The organism is Citrobacter sp. VF227 (assembly GCF_052950715.1).
Map to the genome: position 1 here is coordinate 45,406 of NZ_JBRFVF010000013.1, position 12,837 is coordinate 58,242.

At 54.2% G+C, this 12,837-nt stretch carries 14 protein-coding genes; 11 read left to right on the forward strand and 3 right to left on the reverse strand.

What is annotated here, in order from left to right:
• Positions 1 to 99: 99 nt before the first annotated feature.
• The 8 genes from lptM (at position 100) to corA (ending at position 7,033) form a co-directional block, all read left to right on the forward strand.
• Positions 100 to 303: an LPS translocon maturation chaperone LptM gene (lptM, locus tag ACU8YC_RS23050; protein ID WP_003017937.1), complete on the forward strand. Its 204-nt coding sequence runs from the start codon at positions 100 to 102 to the stop codon at positions 301 to 303.
• Positions 304 to 351: 48 nt separating this feature from the next.
• Positions 352 to 1,176: a diaminopimelate epimerase gene (gene dapF, locus ACU8YC_RS23055; protein WP_151217298.1), complete on the forward strand. Its 825-nt coding sequence runs from the start codon at positions 352 to 354 to the stop codon at positions 1,174 to 1,176.
• Entirely contained in the window at positions 1,173 to 1,880 is a 708-nt protein-coding gene (locus ACU8YC_RS23060) for a DUF484 domain-containing protein (RefSeq protein WP_151217245.1), read from the forward strand. Before dapF ends, ACU8YC_RS23060 begins: the two co-directional genes overlap by 4 nt.
• A complete protein-coding gene (gene xerC / locus ACU8YC_RS23065) occupies positions 1,877 to 2,779 on the forward strand; it encodes a tyrosine recombinase XerC (RefSeq protein ID WP_114681699.1) in 903 nt (300 codons plus the stop codon). The genes ACU8YC_RS23060 and xerC overlap by 4 nt, the downstream gene beginning before the upstream one ends.
• Positions 2,779 to 3,495, forward strand: coding sequence for a 5-amino-6-(5-phospho-D-ribitylamino)uracil phosphatase YigB (yigB, locus tag ACU8YC_RS23070; RefSeq protein WP_151217244.1), 717 nt, complete (start codon positions 2,779 to 2,781; stop codon positions 3,493 to 3,495). Before xerC ends, yigB begins: the two co-directional genes overlap by 1 nt.
• Before the next feature lie 64 nt (positions 3,496 to 3,559).
• The gene (uvrD, locus tag ACU8YC_RS23075; protein WP_003017922.1) at positions 3,560 to 5,722 is read left to right on the forward strand and encodes a DNA helicase II; all 2,163 of its coding nucleotides are present in this window, start codon (positions 3,560 to 3,562) and stop codon (positions 5,720 to 5,722) included.
• Between the two features lie 148 nt (positions 5,723 to 5,870).
• Entirely contained in the window at positions 5,871 to 5,927 is a 57-nt protein-coding gene (gene ysgD, locus ACU8YC_RS23080) for a YsgD/CorL family protein (RefSeq protein WP_212723238.1), read from the forward strand.
• A gap of 155 nt (positions 5,928 to 6,082) precedes the next feature.
• Positions 6,083 to 7,033 carry a magnesium/cobalt transporter CorA gene (gene corA / locus ACU8YC_RS23085; protein WP_003017920.1) on the forward strand — a complete coding sequence of 317 codons (951 nt, stop codon included), beginning with the start codon at positions 6,083 to 6,085 and terminating at the stop codon, positions 7,031 to 7,033.
• Between the two features lie 41 nt (positions 7,034 to 7,074).
• Here corA and rarD read toward each other — a convergent pair whose 3' ends face one another.
• A complete protein-coding gene (rarD, locus tag ACU8YC_RS23090; protein WP_151217242.1) occupies positions 7,075 to 7,968 on the reverse strand; it encodes an EamA family transporter RarD in 894 nt (297 codons plus the stop codon).
• Between the two features lie 51 nt (positions 7,969 to 8,019).
• Positions 8,020 to 8,487: an acyl-CoA thioesterase YigI gene (gene yigI / locus ACU8YC_RS23095; RefSeq protein ID WP_003017917.1), complete on the reverse strand. Its 468-nt coding sequence runs from the start codon at positions 8,485 to 8,487 to the stop codon at positions 8,020 to 8,022.
• Between the two features lie 165 nt (positions 8,488 to 8,652).
• Here yigI and pldA point away from each other — a divergent pair, with 165 nt between their 5' ends.
• The 3 genes from pldA to rhtC all read left to right on the forward strand — a co-directional run bounded on the left by pldA (position 8,653) and on the right by rhtC (position 12,125).
• Complete coding sequence (gene pldA, locus ACU8YC_RS23100; RefSeq protein ID WP_151217240.1) at positions 8,653 to 9,522, forward strand: phospholipase A; 870 nt, start codon at positions 8,653 to 8,655, stop codon at positions 9,520 to 9,522.
• An 88-nt stretch (positions 9,523 to 9,610) separates the two neighbouring features.
• On the forward strand, positions 9,611 to 11,440 hold the full coding sequence (gene recQ / locus ACU8YC_RS23105; RefSeq protein WP_151217238.1) for an ATP-dependent DNA helicase RecQ: 1,830 nt from the start codon (positions 9,611 to 9,613) through the stop codon (positions 11,438 to 11,440).
• Positions 11,441 to 11,504: 64 nt separating this feature from the next.
• Entirely contained in the window at positions 11,505 to 12,125 is a 621-nt protein-coding gene (gene rhtC, locus ACU8YC_RS23110; RefSeq protein ID WP_151217236.1) for a threonine export protein RhtC, read from the forward strand.
• Positions 12,126 to 12,169: 44 nt separating this feature from the next.
• Here the strand turns inward: rhtC and rhtB are convergent, their stop codons facing one another.
• Positions 12,170 to 12,790, reverse strand: coding sequence for a homoserine/homoserine lactone efflux protein (rhtB, locus tag ACU8YC_RS23115; protein WP_003828938.1), 621 nt, complete (start codon positions 12,788 to 12,790; stop codon positions 12,170 to 12,172).
• Positions 12,791 to 12,837: the final 47 nt, after the last annotated feature.

A 12,837-nucleotide genomic window follows, 5' to 3' on the forward strand; every position in this document is an offset into this window, starting at 1 on the left:
GAAACAAAACGCGTTGCAGATTACAGGCTAACTCTTGCTTTTACGCCTTCTCCTGCGATGATAGAAAACAGAAAGCATGAACTTTACAGGCAATCCATAATGAAAAACGTGTTAAAGCCACTCGCTGTCATTTTTACTCTGTTCAGCCTGACGGGCTGTGGGCTCAAAGGCCCGCTGTATTTCCCGCCAGCAGATAAAACCGCGCCGCCTCCGACCAAGAGCGTTCAGCCGCAATCGCAATCCACCACGCCTGAGAAAAACGATCGTGGGATTAGTGACGGGCCTTCCCAGGTGAATTACTGACGGCAGGAATAGATTTACATTTCTGTACCCGCGTGAACGGAGTGAATGATGCAATTCTCTAAAATGCATGGCCTTGGCAACGATTTTATGGTCGTCGACGCGGTAACGCAGAATGTCTTTTTCTCACCAGAGCTGATCCGCCGCCTGTCCGACAGGCATCTCGGCGTTGGATTTGATCAACTGCTGGTGGTTGAACCTCCGTATGATCCGGAGCTGGATTTCCACTACCGTATTTTTAATGCCGACGGCAGTGAAGTGTCACAATGTGGCAATGGCGCCCGCTGTTTTGCCCGCTTTGTTCGCCTGAAAGGGCTGACCAATAAGCGCGATATTCGCGTCAGTACCGCCAATGGTCGTATGGTATTAACCGTAACCGACGACGAGCTGGTGCAGGTGAATATGGGAGAACCCAATTTTGAACCCTCGCAGGTTCCGTTTCGCGCCAATAAAGCAGAGAAGACCTATATTATGCGCGCGGCCGAACAGACAGTATTGTGCGGCGTGGTTTCAATGGGGAACCCGCACTGCGTGATTCAGGTTGATGATGTTGATACGGCCACAGTAGAAACACTGGGACCGGTTCTGGAAAGCCACGAGCGCTTCCCTGAACGCGCCAATATTGGCTTTATGCAGGTGGTGAAGCGCGAGCATATCCGACTGCGGGTTTATGAGCGTGGAGCGGGTGAAACGCAGGCCTGCGGTAGCGGGGCGTGCGCCGCTGTTGCGGTTGGTATTCAGCAGGGTCTGCTGGCAGAAGAGGTGAGGGTGGAATTACCGGGCGGTCGACTTGATATCGCCTGGAAAGGTCCGGGTCATCCGCTGTATATGACAGGCCCGGCGGCACATGTCTACGACGGATTTATTCACTTATGAAGCAACCAGGGGAAGAACTACAGGAAACGCTCATGGAGCTCGACGATCGGGCGGTCGTCGATTACCTGCAACGTAATCCTGAGTTTTTTATCCGTAATGCCCAGGCAGTTGAGGCGATGCGTGTTCCGCACCCGGTGCGCGGCACGGTCTCTTTAGTGGAATGGCATATGGCACGGGCGCGTAATCATATTAACGTGCTGGAAGAGAACATGGCGCTGTTGATGGAACAGGCCAACGCCAATGAAAGCCTGTTCTATCGTCTGTTAAATCTGCAAGGACGTCTGGTGGCGGCCAGCAGCCTTGACGATATGCTGATGCGATTTCATCGCTGGGCGCGTGAGTTAGGGCTGGCAGGAGCGACGGTTCGTCTGTTCCCGGATCGCTGGCGACTAGGCGCGCCCTCAAAATTCACCCATCTGGCATTAAGCCGTCAGGCTTTTGAACCGCTGCGAATTCAGCGTCTGGGCCAGTCTCGGCATTATCTTGGGCCGCTCAATGGCCCCGAGTTGCTGGTGATGATGCCGGAGGCGAAAGCGATAGGCTCAGTCGCGATGTCGATGCTCGGGCAAGATGGCTCCCTTGGCGTGATGCTGTTCAGCAGTCGTGACGTTAATCATTACCAGCAGGGACAAGGTACGCAGTTATTGCAGGAAATCTCGTTGATGTTGCCGGAACTGCTGGAGCGCTGGATTGAACGCATATGACCGATTCACCCCTTTCTCAGGATGTGGCGCGCTTTTTGCGCTATCTGGGCGTTGAGCGCCAGCTTAGCCCGATCACATTGCTTAATTATCAGCGCCAGCTTGATGCCATCATCGCGTTAGCCGGAGAAACCGGTTTGCAAAGCTGGCAACAATGTGACGCTGCTATGGTGCGAAGCTTTGCCGTGCGCAGTCGTCGTAAAGGGCTGGGACCGGCGAGCCTGGCGTTGCGACTTTCCGCGCTACGTAGTTTTTTCGACTGGCTGGTTAATCAGGGCGAGCTGAAAGCCAATCCGGCAAAAAGCGTTTCCGCACCCAAAGCACCGCGTCATCTGCCTAAAAATATCGATGTCGACGACGTTAATCGCCTGCTGGATATCGATCTCAACGATCCCCTCGCCGTGCGCGACCGCGCGATGCTGGAAGTGATGTACGGCGCCGGGCTGCGTTTATCTGAACTGGTTGGGCTGGATATTAAACATCTCGATCTCGACACCGGCGAAGTATGGGTGATGGGCAAGGGCAGTAAAGAGCGTCGCCTGCCGATTGGCCGCAATGCGGTGGCGTGGATTGAGCACTGGCTGGATCTGCGCGGACTCTTTGGCTGCGATGACGATGCGTTATTTCTGTCAAAACTGGGCAAACGCATCTCTGCACGGAACGTGCAGAAACGTTTTGCTGAATGGGGTATCAAGCAGGGGCTGAACAGCCATGTACATCCCCACAAGCTACGGCATTCATTTGCGACGCATATGCTGGAGTCGAGCGGCGATCTGCGTGGTGTGCAGGAATTATTAGGCCATGCCAATCTCTCCACGACCCAAATCTATACCCATCTTGATTTTCAACACCTGGCTTCAGTGTACGATGCGGCGCATCCGCGCGCCAAACGGGGGAAATAATGCGTTTTTACCGGCCTTTGGGGCGCATTTCTGCGCTCACCTTTGACCTTGATGACACCCTTTACGATAACCGTCCCGTTATCACACGCACCGAGCAGGAAGCGCTCGCGTTTGTACAGAATTATCATCCGGCGCTGAGTTCGCTGCAAAATAGCGACCTCCAGCGCTTACGTCAGGCCGTTCGCGACGCTGAGCCGGAAATCTACCACGACGTTACTCAATGGCGCCACCGCGCCGTAGAACGCGCTATGCTGGAGGCGGGGTTGTCAGAAGCCGAAGCCAGAATGGGAGCGAATGCGGCGATGATGAATTTCGCCAAATGGCGTAGCCGTATTGATGTCCCGCAGGCGACACATGACACGCTGAAGGCGCTGGCCCGAAAATGGCCGCTGGTGGCGATTACCAACGGTAACGCGCAGCCGGAATTGTTTGGCCTGGGCGATTATTTTGAGTTTGTGCTGCGCGCCGGTCCCGACGGGCGATCAAAACCGTTCAGCGACATGTACGCGCTGGCGGCGGAAAAACTGAACATGCCCGTGGGTGACATTCTGCACGTGGGCGATGACCTGACGACAGACGTCGCGGGAGCCATCCGTTGCGGTATGCAGGCTTGCTGGATCAAACCGGAAAATGCCGACCTGATGCACATCGCTGACAGCCGTTTGCTGCCGCATATCGAAATTTCACAGTTGGCATCTCTGACCTCGCTGATATAATCACCAACAACTCTGTATAAATTCCCAGGGGTCCGGCTGGACCCTGTTGATTCCGGCGGTGCCAATGGACGTTTCTTACCTGCTCGATAGCCTCAATGACGAACAGCGCCAGGCTGTGGCCGCGCCACGCAGCAACATGTTGGTTCTGGCAGGCGCGGGGAGTGGTAAAACGCGCGTGCTGGTGCACCGCATCGCCTGGTTACTGACGGTAGAGAACAACTCGCCGTACTCCATTATGGCGGTCACCTTTACCAACAAAGCGGCGGCGGAAATGCGCCACCGTATTGGTCAGATCATGGGAACCAGCCAGGGCGGTATGTGGGTGGGTACGTTCCACGGTCTGGCGCACCGTCTGCTGCGCGCGCACCATATGGATGCCAACCTGCCGCAGGATTTCCAGATCCTCGACAGCGAAGACCAACTGCGTCTGCTCAAGCGCCTGATCAAGGCGATGAACCTGGATGAGAAGCAGTGGCCGCCGCGTCAGGCGATGTGGTTTATCAATAGTCAGAAAGACGAAGGGCTGCGCCCGCACCATCTGCAGAGCTATGGCAACCCGGTTGAGCAAACCTGGCAGAAAGTGTATCAGGCTTACCAGGAAGCGTGTGATCGCGCCGGGCTGGTGGATTTCGCCGAGCTGCTACTGCGTGCCCATGAACTGTGGCTCAACAAACCGCATATCCTGCAGCACTACCGCGAACGCTTTACCAATATCCTGGTGGATGAGTTCCAGGATACCAACAACATTCAGTACGCCTGGATCCGCCTGCTGGCGGGCGACACCGGCAAAGTGATGATCGTGGGCGATGACGACCAGTCGATCTACGGCTGGCGCGGAGCGCAGGTGGAAAATATCCAGCGCTTCCTCACCGATTTCCCAGGCGCAGAAACCATTCGCCTGGAGCAGAATTACCGCTCGACCAACAATATCCTCAGCGCGGCTAACGCCCTGATTGAAAACAACAATGGGCGTCTGGGTAAAAAGCTGTGGACCGACGGCGTCGACGGTGAACCGATCTCGCTATACTGCGCGTTCAACGAACTCGATGAAGCGCGCTTTGTCGTTAACCGCATCAAAACCTGGCAGGACAACGGCGGTGCGCTTGAACAATGCGCTATTCTGTACCGCAGCAACGCCCAGTCGCGCGTGCTGGAAGAGGCGTTGTTACAAGCCAGTATGCCGTATCGTATTTATGGCGGGATGCGCTTCTTTGAACGCCAGGAAATCAAAGATGCACTCTCCTACCTGCGCCTGATCGCCAATCGCAATGACGATGCGGCGTTTGAGCGCGTGGTGAATACACCGACGCGCGGGATTGGCGATCGTACGCTGGATGTGGTGCGCCAGACCTCACGTGACCGCCAGCTAACGCTGTGGCAGGCCTGTCGTGAACTGTTGCAGGAAAAAGCCCTTGCGGGTCGTGCCGCCAGCGCCTTACAGCGTTTTATGGAGCTGATTGACGCTCTGGCGCAGGAGACCGCCGATATGCCGCTGCACGTGCAGACTGACCGGGTGATTAAAGACTCCGGGCTGCGCATGATGTACGAGCAGGAAAAAGGCGAGAAGGGCCAGACGCGTATCGAAAACTTAGACGAACTGGTGACGGCAACGCGTCAGTTTAGTTACAACGAAGAAGACGAAGACCTGATGCCGCTGCAGGCGTTCCTGTCTCACGCCGCGCTGGAAGCGGGCGAAGGACAGGCGGATACCTGGCAGGACGCGGTACAGCTGATGACCCTGCACTCGGCGAAAGGTCTGGAGTTCCCTCAGGTGTTTATCGTCGGCATGGAAGAAGGCATGTTCCCCAGCCAGATGTCGCTGGACGAAGGCGGACGTCTCGAAGAGGAACGCCGACTGGCCTACGTCGGCGTGACCCGTGCGATGCAAAAGCTGACGCTAACCTACGCTGAAACGCGTCGTTTGTATGGCAAAGAGGTTTACCATCGTCCGTCACGCTTTATTGGTGAACTGCCGGAAGCGTGCGTTGAAGAGGTACGTTTGCGCGCCACGGTCAGCCGTCCGGTGAGCCATCAGCGGATGGGCACGCCAATGGCGGAAAACGACACTGGCTATAAGCTTGGCCAGCGCGTGCGCCACGCCAAGTTTGGCGAGGGCACCATTGTCAATCTGGAAGGCAGCGGTGAGCACAGTCGTTTGCAGGTCGCGTTCCAGGGGCAGGGGATCAAATGGCTGGTGGCAGCCTATGCCCGACTGGAAACGGTATAACTTTCAGAAAAATATCATTATTTTGTAACGATCTGCTAGCCTTACTGATGAGCAGGTAATTTATCCAGGCTAGCGTTTCGTTGCGTGTTGACGTCAAAATTTTGCTGGCGTAACATGCGCGCACGATTACGCTAAGAGGACATTCGCCTTGGACACACCCAGTAGATACTGGCTCATTATCCTGTCATCCAGGATCAACTCCTAAGGCTATCCCTTTTTGCTGATAGCCTTCGCGGTTGTCAGCGACCTTCTGTTTTTTTCCCGTCGCGCTGAGTCAGGCTGTTTAATGGTCTGAAACCCAATTTGTTTCTGTGTGCCCTCCGAACTGTCCGATAATTTTTTGCATTGGGAGTCCCGGTCATGCTGAGCGCATTTCAACTGGAAAACAATCGTTTAACTCGCCTTGAGGCAGACGAGATCGAGCACCTGGCCAGTTCGGTTTGGGTCGATTTAGTCGAGCCGGATGACGAAGAACGAAACCGTGTGCAAAAGGACTTGGGCCAGAATCTGGCTACGCGCCCTGAACTGGAAGACATCGAAGCATCCGCGCGTTTTTTTGAAGACGAAGACGGTTTGCACATTCACTCCTTCTTCTTTTATGAAGACGCCGACGATCACGCGGGTAACTCAACCGTCGCATTTACTATTCGCGAAGGTCGACTGTTTACCCTGCGCGAGCGCGAATTACCGGCCTTTCGCCTGTACCGCATGCGTGCGCGTAACCAGGCGATGGTGGATGGCAACGCCTACGAGCTGTTGCTCGACTTGTTCGAAACAAAAATTGAACAGCTGGCGGATGAGATCGAAAATATCTACAGCGACCTGGAAAAACTCAGCCGTGTGATCATGGAAGGGCGTCAGGGCGATGAATATGACGAAGCGCTGTCGACGCTGGCGGAACTTGAAGATATCGGCTGGAAGGTACGCTTGTGTCTGATGGATACCCAACGCGCACTGAACTTCCTGGTACGTAAAGCGCGGTTGCCGGGCAGCCAGCTGGAACAGGCGCGTGAGATCCTGCGCGATATCGAATCTCTGCTGCCGCACAACGAATCGCTGTTCCAGAAGGTTAACTTCCTGATGCAGGCGGCGATGGGCTTTATCAACATTGAGCAGAACCGCATCATCAAGATCTTCTCGGTGGTCTCTGTGGTGTTCCTGCCGCCGACGCTGGTAGCTTCAAGTTATGGGATGAACTTTGAGTTCATGCCGGAACTGCACTGGAGCTTCGGGTATCCGGGGGCAATTGTCTTTATGATGCTCGCCGGTCTGGCGCCGTATCTGTACTTTAAGCGCAAAAACTGGCTGTAAGGACTGTGCCGGATAAGGCGCAGCCGCCATCCGGCACTTCTTCAGCTCCGGCGCGCCCGTCGTTGCGTATAAATCGCATCCATTACGAAAATCGCCAGTGCGACCCAGATAAACGCGAAGGTGACCATCTTGTCCGCACCCGGGACTTCACCGTAGAACGTTACCGCCAGCAGGAACATCAGCGTAGGGCCAATGTACTGGAAGAAACCCAGCGTCGACAGACGCAGGCGGGTTGCGGCGCCGGTAAAGCACAGCAGCGGAATGGTGGTCACGACACCCGCAGCAATCAGCAGCAGATTGAGCGACATTGGGTTTTGCCCCATATGGCTGGTTGGGCTGTCGGCAATGCCAAACAGATAGATGGCCGCGATGGGTAAAAGCCACAGCGTTTCGATCAGCATGCCGGTTTGTGCTTCGACGGCAATCTTCTTGCGCACCAGACCATAAAAAGCAAAGCTGAACGCCAGTCCCAGCGCAATTATTGGCAGCGATCCGAAGGTCCACAGCTGTACCAGTACGCCACAGGCGGCTAATAGTACCGCCAGCCACTGCATGCGACGGAAGCGCTCGCCGAGGAAAAGCATTCCCAGCACAATATTCACCAGCGGGTTAATAAAATAGCCGAGGCTGGCTTCCAGCATATGGTGATTATTGACTGCCCAAATGAACAGCAGCCAGTTTCCGCCAATGAGCACTGCAGAGAGTGCCAGCAGGAATATCTTCTTTGGCGTTTGGAGTAATGTTTTGACACCCGACCACTGGCGGCTGATGCTCATCAGCACCACCATGAAGAAAAATGACCAGATGACGCGGTGCGTCAGGATTTCATCCGCCGGGACATAGTAAATCAGCTTGAAGTAGGCAGGTGCGATACCCCAAATAAAATAAGCAGCAAGAGCGAGTAACACGCCCTGCCGCGTTTGTTTAGCATCCATCGGGAAAACTCATTGCAGAAATGTAACAGCAGTTTACCTTTTTTTGGCTGCTTACCCCACCATATAAGTGGCGGTTGCGCTGGCAATATAAAGCTGTTCTTCGTTATGCAGTTCCACGCGCGCCACGGCGACTTTATTACCCGCCCGCAGCAGGCTGCTGGTGGCGGTAAAGCGATTCCCTCTCCCCGGGCGCAGGTAATCAACGCGCAAATCGATGGTTCCCATGCGTGACATCCGCTGACGTAATTCGTCTTCACTGATCGTCTCATGGCGGGTTAGCGTACTGCCAACGCACACCAGACCGGCGGCGACGTCCAGCGCCGAGGCGATCACGCCGCCATGCAAAATGCTTTGCGCCCAGTTGCCGACCATCATCGGTTGGTTATTAAAGGCTAATTGAGCGAATTCTTTCTCATAGCGTTCAAGCTCCAGTCCCAGTGCCCGGTTAAACGGCATATGATAGACGAACATTTCACCCACTAACTTCAGCGCTTCCTCAGCAGTAAGTACGGCAGACATACGATCCCTACATCTTAATGGTTAATGAAATGTTGATATTATGCTTATTATTTGTTGTTTTCTACTTTAGGACGGGATAACTAACGAGGAACTCGCTAAGTATGTAGAATACTTGCCAGATAATTATACAATTCATCAATATTTTGGTTCAGGAGAACAGTACCGATGCGGGCGATTCTGGGATGGTTACTACCAGCAGTCATGCTGCCGTTGACCGCGTATGCGCAGGAAGCGACAGTGAAAGAGATTCATGATGCACCCGCGGTTCGCGGCAGTATTATCGCCAACATGCTGCAGGAGCATGACAATCCTTTCACGCTTTATCCTTATGACACCAACTATCTTATCTACACCAATACCAGCGACATGAACAAAGAAGCGATCAGCAGCTATAGCTGGTCCGAAAATGCGCGCAAAGATGAGGTTAAGTTTCAGCTAAGCCTGGCGTTTCCGCTCTGGCGCGGGATCTTAGGTCCGAACTCGGTACTTGGCGGCTCCTATACCCAGAAGTCCTGGTGGCAGCTTTCGAATAGCGAAGAATCTTCCCCATTTCGCGAAACCAATTATGAACCGCAATTGTTCCTTGGTTTCGCTACCGACTATCGCTTCGCTGGTTGGACGCTCCGCGATGTCGAAATGGGTTATAACCATGACTCCAACGGTCGGTCTGACCCCACTTCACGTAGCTGGAATCGTCTTTACACGCGTTTGATGGCTGAAAACGGTAACTGGCTGGTGGAAGTTAAGCCGTGGTACGTCATCGGCAGCACCGACGATAACCCGGATATCACAAAATATATGGGCTACTATCAGCTCAAACTGGGTTATCACCTCGGTGACGCCGTCTTAAGTGCGAAAGGTCAGTACAACTGGAATACCGGTTACGGCGGTGCTGAGTTGGGTGTCAGTTACCCCATTACGAAGCATGTGCGCTTTTACACCCAGGTTTACAGCGGTTACGGCGAATCGCTGATTGACTATAACTTCAATCAGACCCGTGTTGGCGTGGGCGTGATGCTCAACGATATCTTCTGACAGGTATTGAGAGTATTTTAATCATTGCAGTTTCTCTCTCAGGCGCTGAAAATAGCGCCTGTTTTTATTTCAGGCTAATGGGGTTAATGTGGCGCAGGCGGAAGTGTTGAATCTGGAAATGGGCGCTAAACAGGTTTTGCAAGAAACCTTTGGCTACCAACAGTTTCGCCCGGGTCAGGAAGAAATCATTGATACCGTGATCTCTGGTCGCGACTGCCTGGTCGTTATGCCGACCGGCGGCGGTAAATCCCTGTGCTATCAGATTCCCGCATTATTGCTCAACGGGCTCACCGTTGTTGTTTCTCCGCTGATTTCTCTGATGAAAGATCAGGTCGATCAACTGCTGGCCAACGGCGTGGCGGCAGCATGCCTTAACTCCACTCAAAGTCGCGAGCAGCAGCTTGAGGTGATGGCAGGCTGTCGCAGCGGACAGATTCGCCTGCTGTACATTGCGCCTGAGCGCCTGATGCTGGATAACTTCCTTGAAAACCTGGCGCACTGGAACCCGGTGCTGCTGGCGGTAGATGAAGCGCACTGTATTTCGCAATGGGGACATGATTTCCGCCCGGAATACGCGGCGCTGGGACAGTTACGTCAACGTTTCCCAACCCTGCCGTTTGTGGCGCTGACCGCCACCGCGGACGAAACCACCCGGCTGGACATTGTGCGTCTGCTGGGCCTCAACGACCCGTTAATTCAGATCAGCAGCTTCGACCGCCCAAATATTCGCTACATGCTGATGGAGAAGTTTAAGCCGCTCGATCAACTGATGCGCTATGTGCAAGAGCAGCGCGGTAAGTCCGGCATTATCTACTGTAACAGCCGTGCTAAAGTTGAAGACACCGCCGCGCGCCTGCAAAGCCGGGGCATCAGTGCCGGGGCTTATCATGCCGGGCTGGAAAATACCGTACGCGCCGACGTGCAGGAGAAATTCCAGCGCGATGATCTGCAAATTGTGGTGGCAACCGTGGCGTTCGGCATGGGGATCAACAAACCCAACGTACGTTTCGTGGTGCATTTCGATATTCCACGTAACATCGAGTCTTACTACCAGGAAACCGGTCGCGCCGGGCGTGATGGCCTGCCTGCGGAAGCAATGTTGTTTTACGATCCGGCAGATATGGCGTGGCTACGCCGTTGTCTCGAAGAGAAACCCGCCGGACAACTGCTGGATATCGAACGGCATAAACTCAATGCGATGGGGGCGTTTGCCGAGGCGCAAACCTGTCGTCGTCTGGTGCTGCTGAACTATTTTGGCGAGGGGCGTCAGGAGCCGTGTGGTAACTGCGATATTTGTCTCGATCCGCCAAAGCAGTACGACGGACTCATGGATGCGCGTAAAGCGCTGTCGACCATCTACCGTGTGAATCAACGTTTTGGTATGGGTTATGTCGTCGAGGTTCTGCGTGGGGCGAATAACCAGCGTATTCGCGAGCTGGCCCATGACAAGCTGCCGGTCTACGGCATTGGTCGTGAGCAAAGCCATGAACACTGGGTCAGCGTTATTCGCCAGCTTATTCATCTTGGTCTGGTGACGCAGAATATTGCCCATCACTCGGCATTACAGTTAACCGAAGCCGCGCGTCCGGTGCTACGCGGTGACGTTCCACTACAGCTTGCCGTGCCGCGTATTGTGGCGCTGAAACCGCGCGCAATGCAGAAATCCTTTGGCGGTAATTACGATCGCAAACTGTTCGCCAAACTGCGTAAGCTGCGTAAAGCCATTGCTGATGAAGAGAATATCCCGCCTTACGTGGTGTTCAACGACGCCACACTGATTGAAATGGCCGAACAAATGCCGGTTTCACCGAGCGAAATGCTGAGCGTTAATGGCGTGGGAATGCGTAAACTTGAGCGTTTTGGCAAAGAGTTTATGGCACTTATCCGCGCACATGTGGATGGTGACGACGAAGAGTAGTCAGCCGGGCAAAAAAGTGCCAGGATGGTGACTCACTGAACTATTCCCCCGCGAGTCATTTTTTATGTTAACGCTATTTTTCACCGTTGCGTTGGTGCACATCGTTGCGCTGATGAGTCCCGGCCCCGATTTTTTCTTTGTCTCTCAAACGGCCGTTAGCCGTTCGCGCAAAGAAGCGATGATGGGCGTGCTGGGTATTACCTGTGGCGTCATGGTCTGGGCTGGCGTGGCGCTGCTCGGCCTGCATCTGATTATTGAAAAAATGGCCTGGCTACATACCATTATTATGGTCGGCGGGGGTCTGTATCTGTGCTGGATGGGGTATCAGATGCTGCGCGGCGCGTTTAAAAAACAGGACGTGGCTCCTTCCAATCCGCAGGTTGAGCTGGCGCAGAGCGGACGCAGCTTCTTGAAAGGTCTGCTGACCAATCTGGCGAATCCTAAAGCCATTATCTATTTTGGCTCTGTCTTCTCATTATTCGTTGGCGACAACGTGGGAACTGGCGCGCGTTGGGGAATTTTTGCCCTGATCATCGTGGAAACGTTGGCGTGGTTTACCGTGGTTGCCAGCCTGTTTGCGCTGCCGAAAATGCGTCGTGGCTATCAGCGCCTGGCGAAGTGGATTGACGGTTTTGCTGGCGCGCTGTTCGCGGGCTTCGGTATCCACCTGATCATTTCGCGCTGAGTTCGTTCCAGACCCGATAAGCGTTAGCGGGTCCGGTCCTGTAATCAGGCATGCCTTGCCGATGCCAGCAGGGCGCCTATCAGCATAAATAGCGAACCAAACACTTTGTTCAGCGCCTTCATTTGCTTTGGCCCTTTAATCCATCCTGCAATGCGCGTAGCCAGCGTCGCGTAACCGATCATCACAATGATATCGACCACGATGGTCGTAACGCCAAGCACCACATACTGCATCAGCTGCGGTTCCTGCGGCAGAATAAACTGCGGGAACAGAGCAGCAAGAAAAACAATGCTCTTGGGATTGGTCAGATTCACAAAGACCGCGCGTTTGAACAGGCGACTGCGCGATTGCGTATTTGCCATGGTGTTCAGATCGATAGCGCCCGCTGCCCGCCATTGTTGAATGCCCAGCCAAATCAGATAGGCTGCTCCCGCCCACTTCAGCACCTCAAACGCGATCACCGAACGAGAAAATAGCGTTCCCAGCCCCACGCCAACCAAAACGATATGAATGCCCAGCCCGGTCTGTAAACCCGCAATCGACGCGCTGGCACCGCGATAACCGTGACTGATGGCAGTGGTCATGGTGTTGATTGCGCCTGAACCTGGAGACAAGCTCAAAATAATAGAGGTCAGCAGGTAGGCGAACCACCATTCAAAGGTCATGAGAAACTCCCGAATTGTCTATTTTTATGCCACAATACGCTACTGTC